18 protein-coding genes are annotated in these 24504 nt (G+C 72.3%); 12 read left to right on the top strand and 6 right to left on the bottom strand.

Features of this window, described 5'->3' with window-relative positions; all coding sequences use genetic code 11:
- Positions 1 to 267 precede the first annotated feature (267 nt).
- Positions 268 to 1830 (top strand): M1 family metallopeptidase, encoded by a 1563-nt coding sequence (locus ACFU97_RS30240; RefSeq protein WP_384262848.1) that lies wholly within the window; start codon positions 268 to 270, stop codon positions 1828 to 1830.
- Between the two features lie 25 nt (positions 1831 to 1855).
- Here ACFU97_RS30240 and ACFU97_RS30235 read toward each other — a convergent pair whose 3' ends face one another.
- Positions 1856 to 2977 carry a mechanosensitive ion channel family protein gene (locus ACFU97_RS30235; RefSeq protein WP_384262846.1) on the bottom strand — a complete coding sequence of 374 codons (1122 nt, stop codon included), beginning with the start codon at positions 2975 to 2977 and terminating at the stop codon, positions 1856 to 1858.
- 163 nt (positions 2978 to 3140) lie between these two features.
- Positions 3141 to 3905: a crotonase/enoyl-CoA hydratase family protein gene (locus ACFU97_RS30230; RefSeq protein ID WP_384262844.1), complete on the bottom strand. Its 765-nt coding sequence runs from the start codon at positions 3903 to 3905 to the stop codon at positions 3141 to 3143.
- Positions 3906 to 3961: 56 nt separating this feature from the next.
- Here ACFU97_RS30230 and ACFU97_RS30225 point away from each other — a divergent pair, with 56 nt between their 5' ends.
- Complete coding sequence (locus ACFU97_RS30225; RefSeq protein ID WP_384262841.1) at positions 3962 to 4675, top strand: SDR family oxidoreductase; 714 nt, start codon at positions 3962 to 3964, stop codon at positions 4673 to 4675.
- Between the two features lie 377 nt (positions 4676 to 5052).
- On the opposite strand, the gene ACFU97_RS30220 is transcribed toward ACFU97_RS30225, so the two are convergent.
- A complete protein-coding gene (locus ACFU97_RS30220) occupies positions 5053 to 6123 on the bottom strand; it encodes a YbhN family protein (RefSeq protein ID WP_384262838.1) in 1071 nt (356 codons plus the stop codon).
- Between the two features lie 81 nt (positions 6124 to 6204).
- Between ACFU97_RS30220 and ACFU97_RS30215 the strand changes: the two genes are divergently transcribed.
- Together ACFU97_RS30215 and ACFU97_RS30210 are read left to right on the top strand one after the other, a co-directional pair.
- Positions 6205 to 8106: an ABC transporter ATP-binding protein gene (locus tag ACFU97_RS30215; protein WP_384263026.1), complete on the top strand. Its 1902-nt coding sequence runs from the start codon at positions 6205 to 6207 to the stop codon at positions 8104 to 8106.
- Positions 8107 to 8362: 256 nt separating this feature from the next.
- The gene (locus tag ACFU97_RS30210; protein ID WP_384262836.1) at positions 8363 to 11218 is read left to right on the top strand and encodes a glycosyl hydrolase; all 2856 of its coding nucleotides are present in this window, start codon (positions 8363 to 8365) and stop codon (positions 11216 to 11218) included.
- Positions 11219 to 11226: 8 nt separating this feature from the next.
- Here ACFU97_RS30210 and ACFU97_RS30205 read toward each other — a convergent pair whose 3' ends face one another.
- Positions 11227 to 13587, bottom strand: a complete 2361-nt coding sequence (locus tag ACFU97_RS30205) for an alpha-amylase family glycosyl hydrolase (protein ID WP_384262833.1) — start codon at positions 13585 to 13587, stop codon at positions 11227 to 11229.
- Positions 13588 to 13903: 316 nt separating this feature from the next.
- Here ACFU97_RS30205 and panD point away from each other — a divergent pair, with 316 nt between their 5' ends.
- The 7 genes from panD (at position 13904) to ACFU97_RS30170 (ending at position 19896) form a co-directional block, all read left to right on the top strand.
- Positions 13904 to 14323, top strand: a complete 420-nt coding sequence (panD, locus tag ACFU97_RS30200; RefSeq protein WP_384262831.1) for an aspartate 1-decarboxylase — start codon at positions 13904 to 13906, stop codon at positions 14321 to 14323.
- A 30-nt stretch (positions 14324 to 14353) separates the two neighbouring features.
- A complete protein-coding gene (locus ACFU97_RS30195; RefSeq protein ID WP_384262828.1) occupies positions 14354 to 14707 on the top strand; it encodes a GNAT family N-acetyltransferase in 354 nt (117 codons plus the stop codon).
- Between the two features lie 232 nt (positions 14708 to 14939).
- Positions 14940 to 15392 carry a universal stress protein gene (locus ACFU97_RS30190; protein ID WP_384262826.1) on the top strand — a complete coding sequence of 151 codons (453 nt, stop codon included), beginning with the start codon at positions 14940 to 14942 and terminating at the stop codon, positions 15390 to 15392.
- 6 nt (positions 15393 to 15398) lie between these two features.
- A complete protein-coding gene (locus ACFU97_RS30185; protein WP_384262822.1) occupies positions 15399 to 17228 on the top strand; it encodes a glycoside hydrolase family 15 protein in 1830 nt (609 codons plus the stop codon).
- Positions 17225 to 18658 carry a glucose-6-phosphate dehydrogenase gene (locus ACFU97_RS30180; RefSeq protein ID WP_384262820.1) on the top strand — a complete coding sequence of 478 codons (1434 nt, stop codon included), beginning with the start codon at positions 17225 to 17227 and terminating at the stop codon, positions 18656 to 18658. The genes ACFU97_RS30185 and ACFU97_RS30180 overlap by 4 nt, the downstream gene beginning before the upstream one ends.
- A 28-nt stretch (positions 18659 to 18686) precedes the next feature.
- Positions 18687 to 19211, top strand: coding sequence for a gluconokinase (locus ACFU97_RS30175; protein ID WP_384262817.1), 525 nt, complete (start codon positions 18687 to 18689; stop codon positions 19209 to 19211).
- Positions 19212 to 19263: 52 nt separating this feature from the next.
- Positions 19264 to 19896: an aspartate/glutamate racemase family protein gene (locus ACFU97_RS30170; protein WP_384262814.1), complete on the top strand. Its 633-nt coding sequence runs from the start codon at positions 19264 to 19266 to the stop codon at positions 19894 to 19896.
- Positions 19897 to 20386: 490 nt separating this feature from the next.
- Here the strand turns inward: ACFU97_RS30170 and gndA are convergent, their stop codons facing one another.
- Positions 20387 to 21826: an NADP-dependent phosphogluconate dehydrogenase gene (gene gndA, locus ACFU97_RS30165; protein WP_384262811.1), complete on the bottom strand. Its 1440-nt coding sequence runs from the start codon at positions 21824 to 21826 to the stop codon at positions 20387 to 20389.
- A 279-nt stretch (positions 21827 to 22105) separates the two neighbouring features.
- Between gndA and ACFU97_RS30160 the strand changes: the two genes are divergently transcribed.
- Positions 22106 to 23293, top strand: a complete 1188-nt coding sequence (locus ACFU97_RS30160; RefSeq protein ID WP_384262809.1) for a transglycosylase family protein — start codon at positions 22106 to 22108, stop codon at positions 23291 to 23293.
- Here the strand turns inward: ACFU97_RS30160 and ACFU97_RS30155 are convergent.
- The gene (locus ACFU97_RS30155; RefSeq protein ID WP_384262807.1) at positions 23283 to 24407 is read right to left on the bottom strand and encodes a DMT family transporter; all 1125 of its coding nucleotides are present in this window, start codon (positions 24405 to 24407) and stop codon (positions 23283 to 23285) included. The two genes, ACFU97_RS30160 and ACFU97_RS30155, sit on opposite strands and share 11 nt — an antisense overlap.
- Between the last annotated feature and the right edge of the window lie 97 nt (positions 24408 to 24504).

The following is a 24504-nucleotide window of genomic DNA, read 5'->3' as shown; positions in this document are numbered from 1 at the left end:
GGGGTCGGCCACTCGTCCCGCACTCCGGTACCCGATCCGGGCGACTCGAGCGCCCCGCGGCGCGCGCGAGCACCCCGCCCCGCGGCGCGGCCCCGGACGCCACCGGCGCAGCCGCCCAGGCCGCCGGCGCACCGCACAGGCCACCGGTGCAAGCAATGGCGCCGCCCGTGCAACCAAAGGGGCGATTGCCGGGTCCTGGAAGTTGATCGTGCATTTGATCGTCGACGACCGGATCTGACCACCCGGCCGCCCGAGCGAAAGCTGACCATGAGATATCGCACCAGAGTGACGGCCCCCGCGGCCGCCCTGATCGGTACCGCCGCCGTCCTGACCACGGGGAACGCGGCCCACGCTCGTACTTCCACCTCGAAAGCCGCCGGCAAGGACCCCGGCACCCCGGGCCCCGAGACCCTCGGCGACTCCGTCTTCCCCGGCCTCGGCAACGACGGCTACCGGGTCTCGGCCTACCACCTCGACCTCGCCTACGACGCCACGACCCGGCTGGTCGACTCCGCGGCGACGATCTCGCTGACCACGACCCAGGCCCTGAGCCGCTTCTCCCTCGACGCCCTCGGCCTCGACATCCGCACGGTCCGCGTCGACGGACACAAGGCCGCCTTCGAGCAGTCCGGCGAGAAGCTGCGCATCACGCCGAAGACCGCTCTGGCCGCGCAGGAGCGGGTCAGGGTGCGGGTGGAGTACTCCGCCGACCCGCGCCGCACCCTCGCCCACACCGCCTGGGTGCCCACGCCGGACGGCTTCGCGCTGTGCCCGCAGCCGGACTCCGCGCACACCGCCTTCCCGTGCAACGACCACCCCTCGGACAAGGCGGACTTCAGCTTCCGCGTCACCGTCCCGAGCGGGCTGCGCGGCGTCGCGAACGGCGTCCTGACCGGCACCGAGGTCCTGTCCGACGGCCGTACCGCGTACTGCTACCGGTCCCGCTCGCCGATCGCCACCGAACTGGTGCAGATAACCGTCGGCGACTACGTGATCAAGGACCGGCAGGGCCCGAACGGCCTGCCGCTGCGGGACGTCGTGCCCACCGCCCGCGCCGCCGCCCTCGAACCGGCGCTCGCGCTCACCCCGAACCTGGTCCAGTGGCTGGAGGCGCGGCTGGGGGCCTTCCCGTTCGAGACGTACGGCCTGCTGCCGTGCAACTCCGACGACGCCAACGCCTTCGACTTCACCGGCCTGGAGACGCAGACCCTCACCCTGTACAAGCCGAACTTCCTGCTCCAGCCCGAGAAGAGCATCGGCTCGCACATGATGCACGAGCTGGTCCACTCCTGGTTCGGCAACCTCGTCAGCCCGGGCAACTGGGCCGACCTGTGGCTGAACGAGGGCCACGCCGACTTCTACGGACTGCTCTACCGCTACGAGCGCGGCTGGGCCGACTCCCTCGGCCTGACCACCATGGAAGCGCGGATGAAGGACACCTACGCCCGCGGCGACCAGTGGCGCCACGACTCGGGCCCGGTGGCCGGACCGAACGCGGCCAACCTGTTCGACAGCCAGCGCTACCTGGGCGGCGTGCTGGTGCTGTACGCGCTGCGCCAGGCGGTCGGCGAGGACGTCTTCAGCTCCATCGAGCGGACCTTCCTCGACCGGCACCGCAACTCCTCGGCGACGACGCAGGACTACATCGCCGTCGCCTCGGAGGTCTCGGGCCAGGACCAGTCCGGCTTCCTGACGGAGTGGCTGTACGGCACGAAGACGCCGCGGATGCCCGGTCACCCGGACTGGAGGGTCACGCCGGTGAACTCGGCGCTCGCCTCACCGCACAGCCGCCGCGGCGGGCACTACCACGACAACTCGGCGACCCTGTAGGTCGGTCGAGCGCGGACCCAGCGGGTCAGTCGAGCGGCGACCCGGTGGGCCGGTCGAGGCGGGTGGCGCTCGCGTCGCCCGCCTCCTCGTGCGCGTGGCGCTGCTGCGGGATCACCACGGAGCCCTGCTGCAGCGCCACCGTGCGCGCGGGCGCCGGGATGCGGATGCCCTCGTCGCGGTAGCGCCGGTGCAGCGCCTTGATGAACTCGTGCTTGATGCGGAACTGGTCGCTGAACTCGCCCACGCCCAGGATGACCGTGAAGCCGATGCGCGAGTCGCCGAAGGTGTGGAAGCGGATCGCCGGCTCGTGCTCCGGCACCGCGCCGTCGACCTGGGTCATCACCTCGCCGATGACCTCCATCGTCACGCGCTCGACCTGGTCCAGGTCGCTGTCGTAGGCGACGCCCACCTGCACCAGGATCGTCAGCTTCTGCTCGGGACGCATGTAGTTGGTCATGTTCGTCCGGGCGAGCTCGCCGTTGGGGATGACGACGAGGTTGTTGGAGAGCGCGCGGACCGTCGTCTGACGCCAGTTGATGTCCTCGACGTAGCCTTCCTCACCGCTGCTCAGCCGGATGTAGTCGCCGGGCTGCACGGTCTTGGAGGCGAGGATGTGGATGCCCGCGAAGAGGTTGGCGAGCGTGTCCTGCAGAGCGAGCGCGACCGCGAGTCCGCCCACGCCCAGGGCGGTGAGCATCGGCGCTATGGAGATGCCCAGCGTCTGCAGCACCACCAGGAAGCCTATCGCCAGGACCAGCACGCGGGTGATGTTGACGAAGATCGTGGCCGATCCGGCGACGCCGGAGCGGGAGGCGGTGACCGCCCGCACCAGCCCGGCGATCACCCGGGCCGCCGTCACGGTGACCGCGAAGATGAGGACCACCGTCAGCACCTGGTTGACGTGGTTCTGCACGGTTCTGGTCAGCGGCAGCGCCGCGCCCGCGGAGGCGGCCCCGCCGACCACCGCCGCCCACGGCAGCACCGTCCGCAGCGCGTCGACGATCACGTCGTCGCCGCCCCAGCGGGTGCGGTCGGCGTGCTTGCCCAGCCAGCGCATCAGGATGCGCAGCAGGAACGCGGCCAGCAGGCCGGCGGCCACCGCGATTCCTGCGATGACCAGGTCGTCCACGGTGACAGCGCGGTTCACCGGTCACCTCCGGAGGACAGATCTGCGGCGGACGGCGCCGCGGAGTACCGGATGTGAAGTGTCGTCACGTTTCCACCTGCTCGCATTCGAATGTACGGCCGCCCATCCTGCCGTACCCGGCAGCGGGGTTCGGCACAGGACCGCATCGGGTACGACGGATCCATCACATGTCCGTGAACGACCCGTGGCGTCCCGCGCCCGAGGCGAACCGGGCCGCACCCTCCAGGCTCTGGGCCAACACGTCCATGCCGTGCCGGAGTTCGCCGCGCATGGCCGCCGACTCGTCCTGGCCGTCCTGTTCCAGCACCGACGCCCGGTCGCCGCGCAGGCACGCCTGCGGGAAGCGGGCGATCTCGCCGGCCAGGGCCTCCGCCTCGGCGCGTGCCGTGCCGGTGGCGACCACGCGGTTGGCGAGGCCCATGTCGTACGCCTCCTGCGCCGCGACCGGGCGGCCGGTCAGGATCATGTCCATCGCGCGGCTCTGCCCGATCAGGCGGGGCAGGCGGACGGTGCCGCCGTCGATCAGCGGCACGCCCCAGCGGCGGCAGAACACGCCGAAGACCGCGTCCTCCTCGGCCACCCGCAGGTCGCACCACAGGGCGAGCTCCAGACCGCCGGCCACCGCGTGGCCCGCGACCGCGGCGATCACCGGCTTGGACAGCCGCAGCCGCGTGGGGCCCATCGGGCCGTCGCCGTCCTCGGCGACGCGGTTGCCCCGTTCGGTGCCGATCGCCTTGAGGTCGGCGCCCGCGCAGAAGGTGCCGCCCTCACCCCACAGCACCGCCACCCGCGCCTCCTCGTCCGCCTCGAACTTCCGGAAGGCGTCGGCGAGTTCGGTCGCCGTAGGACCGTCCACCGCGTTGCGGGCCCCGGGACGGGAGAGGACGACGGTGGTGACGTGTCCCTGGCGCTCGGTACGGACCGGCATCTCGGATCCCCATTTCCTGTGCGAGGCTGATGTTGTCTCACGAGGGAGTGTTCCTGATGGCGGTCGAGGGTGCGCAGCTGCCGGTCGCCGTCGTGACGGGAGCCAACCGCGGCATCGGGTACGAGGCGGTACGGCAGCTTGCCGAACGCGGCCACCGCGTGGTCCTCGGCTCCCGCGACCTCGCCAAGGGGCGGGCCGCGGCCGCGCGCATCGACCAGGCCGGGGAGCGCGTCACCGCCGTACAGCTCGACGTCGCCGACGAGGCGAGCGTGGCCGCGATGGGGGAGTGGGTCACGCGGGAGTTCGGGCGCACGGACGTCGTCGTCAACAACGCCGCCATCCTCTACGACACCTGGGCCCAGGCTCGCTCCGCCGACCTCGGCGAGGTCCGGCGCGCGTTGGACACCAACCTGTTCGGGGCCTGGCGCGTCACCCAGGCGCTGCTGCCGCTGCTGCGGCGCAGCCCGCATCCGCGGGTGGTCATGGTGAGCAGTGAGGGCGGTTCGCTGGCGTCGATGAGCGGCGGGACGCCCGCCTACAGCGTCTCCAAGGCCGCGCTCAACGCGCTGACCCGACTGCTCGCGGGTGAGCTGGGCGGGCAGCGCATCCTGGTGAACGCGATCTGCCCGGGCTGGGTCGCCACCGACATGGGCGGCCCCGGCGGCCGGCCCGTCGAGGAGGGCGCCGCCGGCATCGTCTGGGCGGCCACACTGCCCGACGACGGCCCGAGCGGCGGCTTCTTCCGAGACGGCGCCCCCGTGCCGTGGTGACGCCTGCCCGCTTCGGACGACCGATTGCTGACGTGCCGCCGACCCGGACGACCGGCAGTCGCACCGACGCGTCGGCGTCCGTGTCACCCGGCGCCGGCGGCACGATGAGCCCCGTGCCGTGGTGGTGACGTGCGCCCGGTCCGGTCGACTGACGGATGACGCCCTGCCGGTTCAGACGACGGTCAGCCGCGCCGGCGGGGACGGTGCCCGCCGGCCCTGGTGAAGCCCCGTCGCCTCAGACGACCTTCAGCCGCACCGGCGCGCCCAGCGGGTCCGCCCGGGGGCAGGCTGGGCGGGGCTTCTCCGGGGACGATCGGCCCGCGTGCCCGAATGACGCCCGCCCAGTTCAGATGGCCGATCGATGACGCCCCGTCGCCTCAGATGACCTTCAACCTCACCAGCGCACCCAACGTCAGCGCCCCCGGCACCAAGGGCAGCCAGACCGTGATGATGCGGTAGGCGAGGACGACGGCCGTGGCGACGGCTGCCGGGGCGCCCGCCGCCACCAGGGCCACGATCAGCGCCGCCTCCACCGAGCCGATCCCGCCCGGCGTCGGCACCACCGCGACGGCGACCGTGGCCGCCAGATACGCCACGGCCATGTGCACGGGCGGCACCGGCAGCCCCAGCGACAGGCCGACCAGGACCAGCCCCGCCGCCTGGAGCGCGGGGAAGGCGAGCGAGCCGCCCCACAGGGCCAGCGCCCGGGAGGGGCGGGTGTGCACCGAGCGCAGCTCGCCCAGCGCCGTACGCAGGAAGGACAGCGCGGCCGCCCGCAGCCGTCGTACGAGAAGCAGGAGCGCGGCGGCCCCGAGCGCGACCGCCGCGGCCGTGAGCAGCAGCGGGCCCATCGAGCCCTGAGGCAGCAGGCTGCCGAAGCGCAGCGCGCCGGGGAAGGCGAGCAGCAGCGTGATCAGCAGCGCCACCCGGGTGACCGACTCCGCCAGCAGATACAGCGCCAGGGCGGCCGAGGAGCGGGCGAGCGGGATGCCGCACACCGTCATGAAGCGCAGGTTCACCGCGCCCGCGCCGAGCCCGGTCGGCAGCAGGTGGTTGGCCGAGCCGGCCGCGAACTGCGTGGCCAGCAACCGCCGCCGGGGCAGCCGGTCGACGACCGCGCCCTGCCGGGTGAACGCGGCCGCCACCCAGGTCAGACAGGTCGCACCGGCAGCCGCCAGCAGCCACGGCCACTCCGCCGCCCGCAGATGACCGAAGCCCTCCGCGAGGACCGACCGGTGCTGCACGGCGACGACGGCGACCAGCAGGAGCGGAACCAGGCACAGGACCTGGCGGACCGGGACGCGACGGGGGAGTCGTCCCGGAGGAGGGCCTTGGGGGAGTTGAACCGCGGTCACATCCGGAGAGGTTCTCCGCACCGCGCCAACTGCGGGTTGCGGGATCGCGGACAGCGTCTTACGGACGGGCAGCGGGTGGGGAGGCAGGGGCATGGAGTCCTTCGTGCGGGGGGACGGAGCGGCGGGAGTGTTGACCTCAACAACGCTCGAGGTTCTACGTTTTCTCCCATGAGCATGGAGACCACAGCGTGGACACAGCTGCACAGTGTCATGACCGCCCAGCAGGAACGGCGTCCCGTGGCGCGCGCCACGCTGCGCCGTATCGCCGCCTTCGCCCGTCCGCACCGCGCCCGTATGGCGCAGTTCGTGCTGCTCGGGGTGGTGACGGCACTGCTCGCCGTCGCGACGCCCGTCCTGGCCGGCCGCGTCGTGAACGCGATCGTGTCGGGCGACGACGAGGGCAAGGTCGTACGCCTGGCCCTGCTCATCGCGGTGATCGCGGTCGCCGAGGCGGCCCTGGGCATTCTCGGCCGCAGGCTCTCGTCGACGCTCGGCGAGGGGCTCATCCTCGATCTGCGGACGGCGGTGTTCGATCATGTGCAGCGGATGCCGGTCGCGTTCTTCACACGCACACGTACGGGCGCACTGGTCTCCCGACTCAACAACGACGTCATCGGCGCACAGCGCGCCTTCAGCAACACCCTGTCCGGCGTGGTGACCAACCTGGTCACGCTGGTGCTGACGCTCGTCGTGATGCTCACCCTGTCCTGGCAGATCACCCTGCTCGCCCTGGTGCTGCTCCCGGTCTTCGTGGTGCCCGCCCGGCGCATGGGCAGCCGGATGGCCCGCATGCAGCGGGAGGCGGCCGAGCTGAACGCGGCCATGGGCACCCGTATGACCGAGCGGTTCTCCGCGCCCGGAGCCACCCTGGTCAAGCTCTTCGGACGCCCCGACGAGGAGTCCGTCGAGTTCTCCGCGCGCGCCCGCCGGGTCGCCGAGATCGGTGTGCGGACCGCGACCGCCCAGTCGGTGTTCATCACCGCCCTGACCCTGGTCTCCTCGCTGGCCCTCGCCCTCGTCTACGGCCTCGGCGGCTGGTTCGCCCTGCGCGGCAGCCTGCAGCCGGGCGCCGTCGTCTCACTCGCGCTGCTGCTGACCCGCATGTACGCACCGCTCACCGCGCTCGCCGGCGCACGCGTCGAGGTGATGAGCGCCCTGGTCAGCTTCGAGCGCGTCTTCGAGGTGCTCGACCTCAAGCCGCTGATCGAGGAGAAGCCGGACGCGCGGGCCGTGCCCGACGGTCCGGTCTCCGTCGAGTTCGACGCCGTCCGCTTCGGCTACCCGTCCGCCGACAAGGTCTCCCTCGCCTCCCTGGAGGAGGTCGCCTCGCTCGACACCCGCGGCGGCGCCGAGGTCCTGCACGGCATCTCCTTCCGCGCCGAACCGGGCCAGACCGTCGCCCTCGTCGGCTCCTCCGGCGCGGGCAAGTCGACCATCGCGCAACTGCTGCCGCGCCTGTACGACGTGGACGAGGGCGCCGTCCGCATCGGCGGCACCGACGTCCGCGACCTCACGGCCGCCTCGCTGCGGGCCACGCTCGGCATGGTCACCCAGGACGGCCACCTCTTCCACGACTCGGTCCGCGCCAACCTCCTCCTCGCCGCCCCCGAGGCCACCGACGCCGACCTGTGGGACGCGCTGCGCCGCTCCCGCCTCGACGATCTCGTACGGTCCCTGCCGGACGGCCTGGAGACGGTGGTCGGCGAGCGCGGCTACCGCCTCTCCGGCGGTGAGCGCCAGCGCATGACCATCGCCCGTCTGCTGCTGGCCCGCCAGCGCGTGGTCATCCTCGACGAGGCCACCGCCCACCTCGACAACACCTCCGAGGCGGCCGTCCAGGAGGCCCTGACCGAGGCGCTCGAAGGCCGCACCGCGGTCGTCATCGCCCACCGCCTGTCCACCGTGCGGGCGGCGGACGTGATCCTGGTGATCGAGGCCGGGCTGATCGTGGAGCGGGGCACGCACGAGGAACTGCTCGCGGCGGGCGGCCGGTACGCGGAGCTGTACCAGACCCAGTTCGAGCAGCAGTCCGCGGGCGTGGCGGACATCGCGGCGGCCGGGGAGGCGGTGGCGTAGCGGCCGCCGGCAGGGCGCCGGATCGAACAATCCTCGCGCACCGTATTGACGGTCACCCTTGGCATGCTTAGCCTTCCCGGCTTGAGAGCGCTCCCAAGCCGCAAGAGCCCTGGTCACATATGGCCTAGACCTGGGAAATGAAAGTACCGCTGTCGTTCGCGCGCTTTCCCTCCTGCTGAAGGGTGCACCGATGTCAAGTGACAGAGTTCAGCCGTTAAGAGCGGTGCGGTGGTCCGCGCCCCGGTGGCGGGCCGCCGTGTTCCTGGCCGTCGCCGGCCTCCTCAGTACCGTCCTCACCGTGTTCGGCTCGGCGTCGGCCGGCGCCGACACGGTGGGCGCCGGCAGTTACACCACCACGGCACCCGGCCCGCTGCCCTCCGGATGCGCCGACCTGTCCACCAACCCCCGCCACTGGGTGACGGCGGACGCCCCGGCGGGCGCCGTCCCCACCAACGACTGGTGGTCGTCGATCCTGTGGAAGCGCACCAACTGCGCCTACGGGGAGCCGCTGTTCGCGCAGCCGCTCGGCTTCCGGGCCCAGTCCGGAGGGCTGGGGGTCTCCTACAGCACCAAGCCGACGATCTCCGGCAGCGGCAAGGGGGTGGGCGAGTACCACTTCGACTACAAGGAGGACTTCGTCGTCGGCGTCTCCGGTCTGGCCGCCCCCGAGGTGAAGGTCGACGACTGGAGCGACTGGACCGTCAGCCCCTACCTCAGCGACGGCGCGCACACCCTGCGCGCGACCATCGGCTCGGGCCTGCCCTTCGCCTACTTCCGTGCGACGGGCGGCGCCGCGCAGATCAAGACCGCTGCCGGCGCGACGGTGGACGTCTGGTCCAACTCCGGCTCCACGATCGGCTACACGGTCGCCGGACACGACTACGTCGCCTTCGCCCCGACGGGTGCCTCCTGGTCGGTCGACGGTCCGACCTTCACCTCCTCGCCGACGGACAAGGACTACTTCGCCGTCGCCGTGCTGCCGACGACGCCGTCCACCTCGAGCGCCGACCGGGCCGCACTCGCGACCGAGTACGCCAAGTACGCCTACGACCACGTCACCGGCACCACCGTGTCCTACCGGTACGACGAGGCGGACAGCACGGTCACCACCACCTACCGCTACACGACCAGGGCCTTCGAGGGGTCGGCCACCGGCACGGTCGCGGCTCTGCTGCCCCACCAGTGGCGCCACCTGTCGCAGGGCAGCCCGCTGCCGCAGACGTACATCTCCTCCCGCGGCCCGCTGAAGGTGCTCACCGGCATCACGTCCTTCTCGACGGCGATGGTCTTCCACGGGGTGCTGCCCGAGATACCGGGGGTCGCCGACAGCTCCGGCGCCGACGCGACGACGCTCCAGAACTACCTGAACGCCGAGAAGACCGACCCGACCCGCCAGCAGAGCGACGACACGTACTGGACGGGCAAGGGGCTGGGGCGTGCCGCGCGACTGGCGGAGATCGCCGACCAGACCGGCAACACCGATGTCCGCGACGCCGCCCTGTCCGCGATCAGGTCCAAGCTCACGGACTGGTTCACCGCGTCGCCCGGCAAGACGGGCCACCTGTTCTACTACGACGACAAGTGGGGCACCCTGATCGGCTATCCGGCCTCCTACGGCTCCGACCAGGAGCTGAACGATCACCACTTCCACTACGGCTACTACATCGCCGCGGCCGCGACCCTCGCCAGGTTCGACCCCACCTGGGCCGACGCCGACCACTACGGGGGAATGGTGGACCTGCTCGTCCGGGACGCCGACAACTACGACCGCAGCGACGAACGCTTCCCCTATCTGCGGGACTTCGACATCTACGCCGGCCACGACTGGGCCTCCGGCCACGGCTCGTTCGCCGCGGGCAACAACCAGGAATCCTCTTCCGAGGGGATGAACTTCGACAACGCGCTCATCCAGTGGGGCACCGTCACCGGCAACAAGGCCGTCCGGGACGCGGGCATCTACATGTACACGACGCAGGCCGCCGCCATCGAGGACTACTGGTTCGACACCCATGACGAGGTCTACCCGGGCGACTTCGCGCACAAGGAGGTGGGCATGGTCTGGAGCAACGGCGGTGCCTACTCCACCTGGTTCTCCAGCGCCCCCGAACAGATCCAGGGCATCAACCTGCTGCCGGTGACCGGCGGGCACCTCTACCTCGGTGACAACCCGGCCTATGTGAAGGCCAATTACCAGGAGATGCTCGACCAGGCCGGCAGGACCCGGCCCGGCATCTGGCCCGACATCTGGTACGAGTACCTGGCTCTGGGCGACGGCGACGCGGCCCTCGCGGACTTCCGCGCCGACAGCTCCTTCACCTCCGAGGAGGGCGAGAGCAAGGCCCACACCTTCCACTGGATCCGCAACCTCGCCGCCCTCGGCACCGTGGACACCGGCGTCACCGCCGACAGCCCGCTGACCGCGGTCTTCGTCAAGGACGGCGAACGCACCTACGTCGCCGCCAACACCACCGGCGCCGAGACCACCGTGCACTTCTCCGACGGAACCACCGTGCCGGTCCCGGCCGGCAGGACGGTCACGGCCGGTGCCCACACCTGGACCGGCGGCGGCGGGCCCGGCGGCACGGACCCCGATCCCAGCCCCACTCCGACGCCGACACCCACCCCGACGCCGCCCGGGGACCCGGGGACGTCACCCACGTTGTACCTGAGCGCCGGCGGGACGCTGACCGGCGCGGCCGGGACCGCGGACAGCGTGACCGTGGCGTCGGCCGACAGCGTCAACCACGACGGCACTCCGTACAAGCCGCAGACCTTCCGCGCCACCGGCCTGACCATGAAGTACGCCGGCGGGGCCACCCGGTTCGATCTCGCGGTCGACGCCCAGGAGAACGTCGGCAACGGAATCCAGCTGCAGGTGTCGTACGACTGCACCGGCAGCGGGACGTGGGACCGCGTCGAGACCTACCGGTACTTCGCCACCGACCCCGTCCCCGGCTGGGAGCACTACACGGACAAGGCCGGACTGCTCTCCGCGACCGGCACGTCCTGCGACCTGAAGGACGGGACCGTACAGGTCAGGATCTGGAACGCCCTGGGGCACGCTCCCAGCACCGTCGCGACCGGCGCCCTGTCCACCGTCCAACTGCCCTGAAGCGCCGGTCATCTGGCGATCAGCAGGAGCGTAGCGCGGGCGTGGAGCGTGTAGACGGTGCCGGCGCCGCCGAGAAGGCTCTCGGAGCCGGGGGCCGCGACCTGGTCGGGGCCCTCGGCCCAGGTCGAGGTGTCGGTGACGCGGTACCAGTTCTTGCCCGCGCCCGGTGAGGGCAGGGTGAAGTCGACGTCGCCGGACCAGCCGTTGTAGCCGACGTACAGCGCGGCGGCCGGGTCCGCGAACTCGGTGCCGTCGATGCGCCAGGCGAGGGCGTGGTTGTTCGGGTCGGACCAGTACGTGGTCTCGGGGGTGGTGCCGGCGGGAGTGAACCACTGCAGCTGGCCCATGCCGTTGGCATTGGTGTCGGAGGCCGTGTAGAAGGCCGCCGGGCGCAGCGCCGGGTGCGCCTTGCGGAAGGCGATCAGGCGCTGGACGTAGGTGCGGAAGGTGCTCTGGTCGCCGGTCCAGTCCTTGGTGAGCCAGTTGGCCGAGGAGTCGAGGTTGTAAGGGTTGTTGTTGCACTTCAGGGAGCGCAGGTACTCGTCGCCGCCGGTCAGCATCGGGGTTCCGGCGGACAGCATCAGGAACGCGAAGCCGTTGCGGGCGGCGCGCCGCTGGTCGGCGGCGGCACCCCCCTGGTCCCAGGAGAGGTTGTGGTCCGAGCCGCCGTCGGAAGGACCGTACGGCCAGGGCTGGTTGTTGTTCTTGGCGTTGCACCGGTACAGATCGGCGAGGGTGAACCCGTCGTGGGCGACCATGAGGTCGATGGAGTTGTAGGGGGCGCGCCCGTCGTCCTGGTACAGGTCCGAGGATCCGCTGAAGCGGGTGGCGAGTTCACCGGGGGTGACGTCCTCCACGCCGAGGGCGTTCTGGCTGCGCCGCAGCGCGTCACGGAACTTGTCGTTCCACTCGGACCAGCCGGCCGGGAAGTTGCCCACCTGATAGGTGCCGCTGCCCAGCGCCCAGGGTTCGGCGATCCAGTCGGTGCCGGTGCCGCCGCCCTTGGGCCGGGCCGGCATCAGGGCCGTGATGCGGTTCAGGGCGGTGCCGGGGTCGGTGCGGCTGTACTGGAAGCAGCCGTGCCGGCAGGTGTTTCCGAGGACGGGCGCGAGGTCGAAGCGGAAGCCGTCGACGCCCAGGGAGTCCTTCCAGTAGCCGAGCGAGTCGGTGATCAGGCTGCCGGTGACCGGGTCGTAGGTGTTGACGTTGCCGCCCACACCGGTGTTGTCCCACGGGCTCTGCAGGTCGGACGTCAGCGAGTAGTAGGTGGGATTGTCCAGGCCGCGCAGCGACAGCAGGCTGTAGGTGTTCTTGTCGCTCGCGTTCCACGGGCCGCCCTCGCCCGTGTGGTTGTAGACGACGTCCGTGAACACCTTGATGCCGGCGTCGTGGTAGGCCTTGACCATCGCCTTGAACTCGCGGGTGGGGCCGCCGGGGCTCTTGTCGGAGGCGTATCTGCGGTCGGGCGCGAAGTAGTCCAGGGTCGAGTAGCCCCAGTAGTTGTCCCCGGTGGTCGAGGTCGCCTCGGCGTCGTTCGCGTCGTTCTGCGTCTCCTGCACCGGCAGGAACTCCACGGCCGTGACGCCGAGTGCGGCCAGACCGGACGCCTGGCGGGCGGCGCCCGCGTAGGTGCCGCGTTCGGCCGCGGGCACGGAGGGGTCGTTCTCGGTGAGGCCGCGGACGTGGACCTCGTAGACGACGTCGTCCTTGAGGGCGCGGGTGGGCTTGGTGCCGGTGCTCGTGGTGTCGTCGCGCAGCACGATGCCCTTGGGGGCGAGGGCGCCGTCGTCCACGGCGCGGTACTGCGGGCCGGTGCCGTAGGCCGTGCTGACCGCGCCGCCCGGCGTGACCGGGTCGTGGCTCAGCTCTCTGGCGTACGGGTCGGTGAGGAGCTTGTTGGGGTCGAAGCGGTTGCCGGCGGCGTCCACGTCGGTGATGAAGCCGGTGCTCGATCCCTTCGTCCAGGCCGGGTCGTAGGGCCAGTTGGGGCCCCAGGCGCGGTAGCCGTAATAGACGGCGCCGGTGATCCCGTACTGGTCCCGGAGGGTGGACACCGCCACGTCGGCGGACCAGACGCCGGTGGCGGAGTCCTTGGTGAGCGGGACGACCGCGGCCTCCTGGCTGCCTGATGCGGCGCGGTACAGGTACAGGTCGATGCGCGTGGCCCGGGACGAGTAGACCCGGAAGCCGATCGCCGTGCCCGCGGCGTCGTAGTGCGCGCCGAGCGCACCGCCCGTCGCCGCCGCCGCGCGTGCCGTGAACGGGCCGGGGGCCGTCAGGGCGCCGAAGCTCGTGGCCAGAACCAGGGCCGCCGTCATGGTGGCGAGACGGCGTCGACTTCGCGGCAGGGCAGGGCGTGTCGAGGTCATGGCGGCTCCCGGGACGCGGGCGTGCGAAGAAAGCCTCGGCGCCGGCTGTCGCGCCGCTGGCTGAAATCCCTTGCAGAACGTTGCCGCAAGATAGTGCAGCCGCCCTGCGCGGTGAAGACCTCGCGCAGGGTTCGATGCGATCGCGGCCACGCACGACCGGGTTCACCACGGGCAGTTGGCCGCCGCCGACGCGTGCGGCCGGTGTGAGTCCTTGCACACCTGGCGGCAGCTGACCGGACCCGCGAATCGGGGTAGCCTCCGAACACCGCCCTTGACCTGCAGCAGCAGGCAGGGAGCAGACGAATCGGGAGTCCTCGTGCTTCGAACCATGTTCAAGTCCAAGATCCACCGCGCCACCGTCACCCAGGCCGATCTGCACTACGTCGGCTCCGTGACCATCGACGCCGATCTGCTCGACGCCGCCGACCTGCTGCCCGGCGAGCTGGTGCACATCGTCGACATCACCAACGGCTCGCGCCTGGAGACGTACGTCATCGAGGGCGAGCGCGGCTCGGGTGTGATCGGGATCAACGGCGCCGCCGCCCATCTCGTGCACCCCGACGATCTCGTGATCATCATCAGCTACGCTCAGGTGACCGACGCCGAGGCCAGGGCACTCGAACCCCGGGTCGTGCACGTGGACCGCGACAACCGCATCGTGGCCCTGGGCGCCGACCCGTCCGAGCCGGTGCCGGGCTCGGACCAGGAGCGCAGCCCGCAGGCCGTCCCGGCCTGACCCTCACCACCCCGGACCAGGAGCGTGCCGATGAGCGAGATCGAGATCCGCGACGACCGGGCGGACGGCCGCCTGGAGGCGACCGGCGACGGCACGGACGGCGAAGTCGTCGGCCACATCGAGTACTTCGTCCTCGAATCGCCCGCGCGCGCCCTGGTCCCCGTGCACACCATCGTCGAGCCGGCCCACGAGGGGAAGGGCATCGCGGGCTCGCTGGCCCGGGAGTTCTACGCCATCGCCGAACGCGAGGGCATCGTCGTCGCCCCGCTGTGCCCGTACGTCGTCAAGTGGGCCGAACGCCACCCGGACGAGGCCCCGGCCGCCGACCCGGAGCTGCTGCGTGCGGCGAAGCGCTGGCTGGTGGAGCACCCGGGCCGCTTCTGAGGGGCGCGACGGGCCGACGGCCGGACCGACGGGGGCGGCGCGCCCTGCCGACCCGTCGCCCTCCCTCCACCGTCCCGCCGCCCCGTCCCCCTCTTCCACCAGGTCGCCCTCTTCTCCGGCGCTCGCCTCCTCCCTCCACCGCCCCCGTCTGGATCTGCCCGGACTGCGCGTGTGATGCCGTCGGCACGACGCTGGAGGCCAGGCCCGGGCTGACCGACGGTGTGGTGAGGCGGTGACCGCCTGGAACATCCCGCACCTCTACGGCGTCCGCGCCTGGCTGCCCCCGTCCAGCTCGGACGAGGCGGCGCTGGAGGCCCAGGCGCGCCGAGAGCTCACGCAGGCCGTGGAAGAGGTCCTGGGACCGTCGCCGCAATCGGCCCGGGTGCGTATCGAGGCCCGCTACGGCACCGCCGCCGGTGTGCTGATCGACGCCTCGCGTGACGCGTCCGTGCTGGTGGTGGGCAGCCGGGGGCTCGGCGGCTTCTCGGGACTGCTGCTGGGATCGGTGGCCAGCACTGCGTCCAGCACGCCGCCTGCCCGGTCCTCGTGGTCCGGGGCGGCGAGGAGTAATCCCCCCGGCGTCACCGGAACGCACCACTGCCCCGCCCGCCGCGTCGCGGTCCGGCGCCACCCTCGCGAACCTGGACGTACGGAGACCAGGCGCATCCCGGCGCTGCGGAAGTGAGGCGGCATGCACGATCCCGATCCGCCGTTCCGGCCGGTGCGCCGGCGGAACGGCTATCTGCCGCTGGAGGATCTCGGCCTCATCGGGGACGGAACGACCACCGCCCTGGTGGGCCTGGACGGCTCCATCCCGTGGATGTGCCTGCCTCGCTTCGACGCCGAGCCGCTCTTCTGCGGCCTGCTGGACCACGCACGCGGCGGCCATTTCACCCTGGCGCCGGAGGACCTGGTGGAGGCGCGGCAGCGCTATCAGCCGGACACCGGCGTCCTGACGACCGAACTGCGCAGCCGCACCGGTCTGGTGCGCGTCACGGACGCGCTGGTCCTGCGCTCCGGGGCCGACCTCACCGACGACGCGCCGGCCGACCGGTCCGAACTCGTGCGCTCGGCGGTCGTGCTGGACGGGAGCGTCCGCCTGCGGGCGGAGCTGGAGCCGCGCGGCGGCACCCAGGTGCGCGCCCTGTTCAGCGGACTGGAGGTGCGCCCCGACCGGCATCCGGACCTACGGCTCCACCTGCGCTCCAACCAGCCCCTGACCGGCCTGCACAGCACCCATGACCTGCGGCAGGGCGATCGTCTCGACCTTGTGCTGTCCTGGGGCCGCTTCCGCCGCCACCACCGCTTCGACACCGACACCATGCTGCGGACCACCGCCGACGCCTGGCACCGCTGGATGGGCCACTTCACCTACGGCGGCCCCGAGGAGGCCTTGGTCAGACGGGCCGCGATCACGCTCAAGCTGTGCGACGACTGGGCCAACGGCTCGCTGGTCGCGGCCCCCACCTCCTCCCTGCCCGCCCCCATCGGCGGCATCCGCAACTGGGACTACCGCTACACCTGGATCCGCGACGCGGCCTACGCCGTGTTCGCGCTGCGCCGCATCGGCTTCACCGGCGAGGCCGACGCCTTCCTCGGCTGGGTCCTCGACGCCTTCGAGTACAGCGGACGGCCGCGGATCATGTACGGGCTGCGGGGCGGACTCGTACCGGACGAGGTCGAGGACGGCGAGCTGGAGGGCTACCAGCGCTCCGCCCCGGTCCGCTGGGGCAACGGCGCCGCCGACCAGCGCCAGCACGACGTCTACGGCGAGATCCTGGACTGCGCCCACCAGTGGCTGCGCTCCGGCGGTGAGATCCAGCCCGTGCTCTGGGCCGGCCTGGCCGGGCTCGCCGACACCGCCGAACAGGCCTGGCGCCAACCGGACCAGGGGATCTGGGAAGTGCGCAGCGAGGGGCGGGTGTTCACCTACTCCGCCGGGCTGTGCCAGGTGGCCCTGGACCGGGCCGCGCAGATCGGTGAGCGGCTCGGCCTGCCCGGGCGGATCACCGAGTGGCGGGCCTCGGCCGAGGAACTGCGCCGGCTCGTCCTGGAGCAGTCCTGGGACGAGAGGGCCCAGACCCTCAGCGCCCACCTGGACGGGGGCGGCGTCCTGGACGCGAGCCTGCTCGCCCTCCCGCTGCGCCAGGTGATGCCGGCCGGTCACCCGCGGATGGTGGCGACCACCAAGGCCGTCGCCGAGCGGCTGTCGGCGGGCGACGGGCTGCTCTACCGCTACCTGCACGAGGAGTCCCCCGACGGCCTGGCCGGCGACGAGGGCGCCTTCGTGCTGTGCAGCTTCTGGCTGGTCGACAACCTGGTCGGGCAGGGCCGGATCGAGGAGGCCGAGGAGCTGTACGCATCGCTGTGCGCCCGCAGCAGCCCGCTCGGGCTGCTGTCGGAGCAGATCAACCCCTCGACAGGAGAGTTCATGGGCAACTTCCCGCAGGCGTTCAGCCACATCGGCGTCATCGCCAGTGGCGTGAACCTGGCCCGGGCGACGGCAGGCGGACGGAGATGATCAGCAGGTTGGCCGTCCTCGGCGGAACCGGCGACCTCACGGCGCGCTGTCTGCTGCCCGCGCTGGCCGCCCTGCACGCGACGGGACACCTCGGCGACCGGCTGCAGTGGACCGGCGCGAGCAGGGAGGACTGGGACACCGGGCGGTACCGGCAGTGGGTCGCCGAGCAGTTCGAGCGGCACGACACCTTCAGCCCGGCCGGCGCCAGGGAGGAGATCACGGCCGCGGCCCGCTACGTCCGGGCCGACGTCACCGACCCCGCCGACGTCGCCGCGGCCGTCGCGGGCGAGGGACCCGTCGCCGTCTACCTCGCCCTGCCCCCGGCGCTCTTCCCGCCCGTGGTCACCGCCCTGCACGAGGCGGGTCTGCCCGCGGGCAGCAGGATCGTGCTGGAGAAGCCGTTCGGGGAGGACCTGGCCGGCGCGCAGGAGCTGAACCGGCTGCTCGCCGACCTCGTACCGGAGCAGGCGGTGTTCCGCGTCGACCACTTCCTGGCCATGACGACCGTGCAGAACGTCCTGGGCAGCCGCCTGGCCAACCGGGTGCTGGAACCCATCTGGAACAGCACCCACATCGCCGAGATCGAGATCGTCTGGGACGAGACGCTGGCCCTGGAGGGCAGGGCCGGCTACTACGACCACGTCGGGGCACTGAAGGACATGCTGCAGAACCACCTCCTGCAGCTGCTCTGCCTGGTGGCCATGGAACCGCCGGTCACCCTCGGCGAGCGGGACCTGCGCGACCGGAAGGTCGACGTGCTGCGCTCCGCACGGATGCTGACCGAGTCCGACGTCGTGCGCCGCACGCGCCGCGCGCGCTATCTCGCCGGCCGGATCGGCGGCCACGACCTGCCCGCCTACGTCGACGAGGACGGCGTGGACCCGCGGCGCCGCACGGAGACGTACGCCGAGGTGGAACTGGAGCTCGACAGCTGGCGCTGGGCCGGGACGACCTTCCGGCTGCGCAGCGGCAAGGCGCTCGGCGCGGACCGCAAGGAGGTCGCGGTGCGCTTCCGCCCGGTGCCGCATCTGCCTTTCGGGCACAGCGGGGAGGCGCTGCCCAACGTGCTGCGCTTCAACCTGGAGCCGGAGGGGCTGGCCATGGACCTCACGGGGATCGGCGCCCACACCGACGAGCTCGCGCCGCTCTCGCTGAGCGCGCGGATGGAGCCACCGGGCCTGCCCGCCTACGGCCGGCTCCTGCTGGACGTGCTGCGCGGCGACCCCGCCCTGTCCATCCGGGGCGACGAGGCCGAGGAGGCGTGGCGGCTCCTGGAGCCCGTCCTGTCCGCCTGGGAGAAGGACCTCGTGCCCCTGGAGGAGTACCCGGCCGGCTCCGACGGACCGCCCTCGCGCGAGCGGCACCCGGACGGTCTGCGGCGGCGGGAGGCCCTGCTGCACGATCCGGCGATCCCACCGGAGCACGGCTGACCGGCCGGGCGGACAGGAAAGGTCCGTGATGTCCCGCAGCAGCGAGCCCCGCTCCCCGTGCATCGTGGTCATCGGCGTCTCAGGCACCGGCAAGACCACGGTGGCCCGGCTGCTCGCCAAGCGTCTGGACCTGCCCTTCGCGGACGCGGACGACGCCCATCCGCCCGCCAACATCGCCAAGATGGCGGCCGGCGTGCCCCTCGACGACGCGGACCGCGAGCCCTGGCTGGAGGCCGTCGGCCGCTGGCTGCACGCGCGCGACGAGGCGGGTACCGGCTGCGTCCTCGCCTGCTCGGCGCTCAAGCGGCGCTACCGGGACACCCTGCGGGCGGCCTGCCCGGGCGTCTTCTTCCTGCATCTGACCGCCGGTCACGAGCTGCTGGCGCAACGGCTCGGCCACCGCAGGGACCACTTCATGCCCGCCGCGCTGCTCGACTCGCAGCTGGCCGCGCTGGAGCCGCTCGAACCGGACGAGCAGGGCGCCCGTCTGGACGTGGGACCACCCCCCGACCAGATCGCCGAGACGGCCCTGCGGCTGCTGCCCGGCGCATGAAAGCCTGGCACGGCACGTCCACCGCCCTGCCCGCGAAAGGTCCCGCGACCGCATGCTCGCCCTGCTGCACACCTCCCCCCTCCACGTCCCGGTCTTCGACGCCCTGCGCGACGAGCACCACCAGGGCCTGGAACTACGGCACTTCGTCCATGAGGAGCTGCTGAACCGGGCGCGCCGCGAGGGCCCGGAGGCGGTGGCGGACGAGCTGGGTGCCGTACTGGACACGGCAGTCGCCGAGGGCGCCGCGGCCGTTCTGTGCACCTGCTCCACCCTCGGCGCCGTCGCGGAGGCGGCCGCCGCCGGAGTGCCGGTGCTGCGCTCCGACCGCCCGATGGCCGCCGCGGCGGTGGCCGCGGGCCCCCGCATCGTGGTCCTGGCCACGGTGGAGAGCACGCTCGGCCCCACGACGTCCCTGATCGAGGAGGAGGCGCAGCGCGCCGGACGCGAGGTCCGCGTACGGACCCGGCTCGTCGAGGGCGCCTGGGAACGCTTCGCATCCGGCGACACCGACGGCTGCGCCCGCCTCGTCGCCGCCGCGATCGGCACGGTCACGGACGCCGACGCGATCGTCCTGGCCCAGGGGTCCATGGCCCCGGCCGCACGCCTGGCGACGACCGCGGTGCCGGTCCTGTCGAGCCCCCGGCCGGGCCTGGCCGCGGCCGCGGAGGCGGCACGCATCGGCTGACGGCAGGCCCACTTGGGGCCCTCACCGTCCTACGGGCGGGTGAGTGGGGAGACGGGCGTCGGGTACGCGGGGGATTAGTCGAGAGCCGACGTCGACCGACTGGCCGGAGGACCCCATGACCGACCCTTACCCCGAGCCCGTTCCCCCGGGACCCACGCCCGGCGGCCCGGACCCGCAGCCCCCCGACCCGTACCCCTCACCGGTCCCGACCCCGCAGCCTCCCGGCCCGGAGCCCACTCCGCCGCCGCAGCCGCCCTCACCCCCGGCCCCGACCCCGCCGCCGGACCCCTCCCCGTCCCCGGTCCCACCGGGCCCCGAGCCGGTCCCGAACCCGGAGCCGGGCCCACCCCTGAGGTAGCCGGCCGGGAACGAGAAAGCGGTGGGCGGCGTACGAACACCGCCCACCGCAACGCCCTTTCAGGGGCGCGGGGAACCGCGCGACCAGCGACCGACGGCCGTCACTCGCGCAATCACGAACCGCTCCACCCCACTAGGCGGAAACCTCGGACCGATCCCCACCCCACAGCGTGTGGAAGGACCCGTCCTGGTCCACCCTCCGATACGTGTGCGCCCCGAAGAAGTCCCGCTGCCCCTGCGTCAGCGCCGCAGGCAGCCGCTCGGCACGCAGCGCGTCGTAGTACGCCAGCGCCGCGGCGAAGCCCGGCGTCGGCACGCCCTGGCGGGTCGCCGCGATCAGCACCTCGCGCCAGTCGTCCTGCGCGTCCGCGATCTCCTGGGCGAAGGTGTCGTCGGAGAGCAGGCTGGGCAGGTCCGCGCGGGCGTCGTACGCGGCGCGGATGCGGTCCAGGAAGGCCGCGCGGATGATGCAGCCGCCGCGCCAGATCGCGGAGACGGCGCCCAGGTCGATGTCCCAGTCGTACTCCTCGTGGGCCGCCGCGATCTCGTGGAAGCCCTGGGTGTAGGAGACGATCTTCGACGCGTACAGCGCCTGCTCGACGCGGTCGGCGAAGGCCGCCGCCTCGGACTCGGAGAGCGGGGTCGCCTTGGGGCCGGCCAGGCCGCGGGACGCCTCGCGCAGGGCCGCGTGCCCGGACAGCGAGCGGGCGAAGACCGCCTCCGCGATGCCGGAGACCGGGACGCCGAGGTCCAGGGCGATCTGGACGGTCCAGCGGCCGGTGCCCTTCTGCTCCGCCTGGTCCACCACGACGTCCACGAACGGCTTGCCGGTCGCGGCGTCCACGTGGGACAGCACCTCGGCGGTGATCTCGATCAGGTAGGAGTCGAGCCGGCCCGTGTTCCAGGTGCGGAAGATCTCGGCGATCTGGGCGGGGGAGTACCCGGCGACGTCGCGCAGCAGCTGGTACGCCTCGCCGATCAGCTGCATGTCGGCGTACTCGATGCCGTTGTGGACCATCTTGACGAAGTGGCCGGCGCCGTCGGGACCGACGTGCGTCACGCAGGGTGAGCCGTCCTTGGCCTTCGCCGAGATCTTCTCCAGCATCGGGCCGAGCGAGTCGTAGGACTCCTTGGGGCCGCCCGGCATGATGCTCGGGCCGTTGAGCGCGCCCTCCTCGCCGCCGGAGACGCCCATGCCGACGAAGTGGATGCCCTGCTCGCGCAGTTCGCGCTCCCGGCGCCGGGTGTCGGCGAAGTGCGCGTTGCCACCGTCGATGATCATGTCGCCGGGCTCCAGCAGCGGCGCGAACTCGTGGATCACCGCGTCGGTGGGCTCACCGGCCTTGACCATGATGACCAGGCGCCGCGGCCGCTCCAGCGCCGCCACGAACTCCTTGGCGGTCTCGGCCGCGATGAAGTCGCCCTCGTTCCCGAACTCCTCCACCAGGGCGTGCGTGCGCGCCGCCGTCCGGTTGTGCAAGGCGACCGTGTAGCCGTTGCGCGCGAAGTTACGGGCGAGATTGCGGCCCATGACCGCGAGTCCCGTGACGCCGATCTGGGCTGAAGTGCTCATTCGGTTTGGCTCCTAAGGATCCGTTATCGGTGCTGCCGGTCGTGCCCGTCAGTATCGCCCCACCGACCATCCTGACTTGCCGGTACGCCGGGCGCATGTCCGGGGTGCCCGACCTGCCGCAGCCAGATACGCACCATGGACCCCACCCGCCTCAGCCGGTGTGCAACTGGCGTGAATACCTGGGTGCTTGTGTGTTCAGAGCGGCCGATTGCCGCCTTGTCATGGCCTGTTCGCGGCGCTTACTTTTGGCCCTCCTGACGCATGTCGAGGGGGATCTCCATGGCCCTACGCGGCCGGCACCGCCGGTATCAGCCGAACAGGATCAACCGCGCCTCACTCACCGTCACCGCCGGCAGCGCGGGCATGGCGATCCCGCTGATCGGCACCGGCACCGCCCATGCCGCCGACGTGTCCACCTGGAACAAGGTCGCCGCCTGCGAGTCGACCAGCGACTGGAGCATCAACACCGGCAACGGCTTCTACGGCGGACTCCAGTTCACCCAGTCCACCTGGGAGGCGTACGGCGGCGCGAAGTACGCGGCACGCGCGGATCTGGCCACCAAGGACCAGCAGATCGCGGTGGCCGAGAAGGTCCTGGACGGACAGGGGCCGCGCGCCTGGCCGGTGTGCTCCGCGAAGGCGGGGCTGACCCGGGGCGGCGACACCGCCGACATCCACCCCGACGGGAGCGCCCGCAGCACCGGCGGCAGCGCCAGGAAGACCTCGGTGCGGGACGTGCAGCCCGAGCGGACGCCCCAGTCGCGGGCGGGCAGCGCCGAGATGTACACCGTGGTGCGCGGCGACAGCCTCTCCGAGATCGCCGAGACCGAGCACGTGAGCGGCGGCTGGCACCGGCTGTACGCCGCCAACCGCGGCACCATCGGCAAGGACCCCGACCTGATCCTGCCGGGCCAGCGGCTGAACCTGCACGGCAAGGCCACCACCACGCACACGACCGGGACGAGCGACACCTCGTCCACGCACTCCACGCACTCCAAGCGGCACAAGACCAAGACGGAGAAGGCGTCCTCGGCCGGCGAGAAGAAGGCCGACAGCGGCAGCCACTCGCTCGTCGCCCCGGTCGCCGGCCCCACCGGAACCCCGTACCACGAGGCCGGCTCCTCCTGGTCGAAGGGCTACCACACCGGCGTCGACTTCCCCGTGGCCACCGGCACCACCGTCAAGGCGATCGCCGCGGGGCGGGTGGTCTCCGCCGGCTGGGGCGGCTCCTACGGCTACCAGGTCGTCATCCGGCACGCCGACGGCCGCTACAGCCAGTACGCCCATCTGTCGGCGATCTCCGTGAAGGCCGGCCAGGGCGTCGGCGGCGGGCAGCGCATCGGCCGCTCCGGCGCGACCGGGAACGCCACGGGCCCGCATCTGCACTTCGAGGTGCGGACGGGGCCCGGTTTCGGTTCCGACATCGACCCTGTCGCCTATCTCAGGGCCGGAGGCGTCAGGATTTGACGCGTTCGCGGTGCCGGTCGAGGTCCGGCATCGGGACGTACGAGCCGCCGTAGAAGGGGCCGTAGAAGCGGTAGCGGGCCGGGTCGCCCGCCGGGGCGTCGTCCGCTTCGTAGGCCACGGCCAGGACGGTCGGGCCCACCTGGGTGGGGACCAGCGTCTCCTCGTGCGGCACGTCCGCGGGCTGCTCCGGGATCGTGGCGAGCAGCTCCTCCACGGACGTCGGCTCGCCCGCGGGTCCGGCGGCCGCCGGCTCCGGCACGGCCTGGGGCTCGGGCGCGGCGGCGGTGCGCGCGATGCGCTCCGTCGTCAGCAGGATCAGACCGCCGGCCGCCACCACGCCGCAGCTCAGCGCGAGCGCGGTGCCCGTGGTGCCGTAGCGGAAGGTCTCGCCGAACATCGTGATGCCGACGGCCGCCGCGACCACCGGGTTCACGACGGTCAGCGTGGCCAGCGGGGCCGCGAGGCCGGCGCCGCGGTAGGAGGCCTGGGACAGCAGCATGCCGGCCGTGGCGAAGACGCCGATCACGGCCAGGAAGGGCAGGTCCGCCGCGGACACGCCGCCGGTCCAGTCGACCGCGACGGTCTTGGTGAACACCGAGGACATGCCGAACGCTATGCCGGACGCGGTGGCGAGCAGCATGCTGCGCACCGCCGGGTGCCGGTGGGCGGCCCGGCCGGCGACCATCAGCGCCACGACCACACCGCCGGAGACGACCGCCACCGCGACCCGCTGGGCCGTGGACAGCGACTGCGACTCGGAGGAACCCACCAGGGACAGCAGACCGGCCAGGCCCACCGTCGCCATGATCGCGCCCCGCCAGGCGGTCGCCCCGGCCTTGCGGCCGACGAACAGCGCCGCCATCGGCAGCGCGAACACGATCGTCAGGGCGCCGAGCGGCTGCACCAGGCTGAGCGGGCCGTAGGCCAGCGCCACCACGTGCAGCAGACCGCCCAGGCCGTTGAGCGCCACCGCGGCCCACCAGGTCGGCCGGCGCAGCGGCGCGTACTGCTGGTCGGGGGAGGACACCGCCACGTGCTCCTGCACGATCGCCCCGCCCGCGTACGCCACGGCGGAGACGAGCGACAGGAGAACGGACAACGCGAGGGCACTCATGAGCTGCTCCTCTGCGTGTGGCGGGGGCGGTGCGCCCCGCGCGACGAACGGTCGGCCTTCATAACCAACACGATGCCGTGTCGATCTCTTCCCGTCG

The organism is Streptomyces sp. NPDC057616, from assembly GCF_042800575.1.
GTDB lineage: Bacteria > Actinomycetota > Actinomycetes > Streptomycetales > Streptomycetaceae > Streptomyces.
The sequence above is the reverse complement of the archived record's forward strand: the minus strand, read 5'-3'. Positions and strand labels throughout refer to the sequence as shown.

Excerpts from the sequence above, each read along its gene's own strand:
- ACFU97_RS30205 (WP_384262833.1), bottom strand. The coding sequence starts at position 13,587 with ATGACCTCGACACGCCCTGCCCTGCCGCGAAGTCGACGCCGTCTCGCC.
- ACFU97_RS30185 (WP_384262822.1), top strand. The coding sequence starts at position 15,399 with ATGCACGATCCCGATCCGCCGTTCCGGCCGGTGCGCCGGCGGAACGGC.
- gndA (WP_384262811.1), bottom strand. The coding sequence starts at position 21,826 with ATGAGCACTTCAGCCCAGATCGGCGTCACGGGACTCGCGGTCATGGGC.
- ACFU97_RS30195 (WP_384262828.1), top strand. The coding sequence starts at position 14,354 with ATGAGCGAGATCGAGATCCGCGACGACCGGGCGGACGGCCGCCTGGAG.
- ACFU97_RS30180 (WP_384262820.1), top strand. The coding sequence starts at position 17,225 with ATGATCAGCAGGTTGGCCGTCCTCGGCGGAACCGGCGACCTCACGGCG.
- ACFU97_RS30220 (WP_384262838.1), bottom strand. The coding sequence starts at position 6,123 with ATGCCCCTGCCTCCCCACCCGCTGCCCGTCCGTAAGACGCTGTCCGCG.
- ACFU97_RS30155 (WP_384262807.1), bottom strand. The coding sequence starts at position 24,407 with ATGAGTGCCCTCGCGTTGTCCGTTCTCCTGTCGCTCGTCTCCGCCGTG.
- ACFU97_RS30175 (WP_384262817.1), top strand. The coding sequence starts at position 18,687 with ATGTCCCGCAGCAGCGAGCCCCGCTCCCCGTGCATCGTGGTCATCGGC.
- ACFU97_RS30240 (WP_384262848.1), top strand. The coding sequence starts at position 268 with ATGAGATATCGCACCAGAGTGACGGCCCCCGCGGCCGCCCTGATCGGT.
- ACFU97_RS30230 (WP_384262844.1), bottom strand. The coding sequence starts at position 3,905 with ATGCCGGTCCGTACCGAGCGCCAGGGACACGTCACCACCGTCGTCCTC.
- ACFU97_RS30225 (WP_384262841.1), top strand. The coding sequence starts at position 3,962 with ATGGCGGTCGAGGGTGCGCAGCTGCCGGTCGCCGTCGTGACGGGAGCC.
- ACFU97_RS30170 (WP_384262814.1), top strand. The coding sequence starts at position 19,264 with ATGCTCGCCCTGCTGCACACCTCCCCCCTCCACGTCCCGGTCTTCGAC.
- ACFU97_RS30160 (WP_384262809.1), top strand. The coding sequence starts at position 22,106 with ATGGCCCTACGCGGCCGGCACCGCCGGTATCAGCCGAACAGGATCAAC.
- ACFU97_RS30215 (WP_384263026.1), top strand. The coding sequence starts at position 6,205 with ATGGAGACCACAGCGTGGACACAGCTGCACAGTGTCATGACCGCCCAG.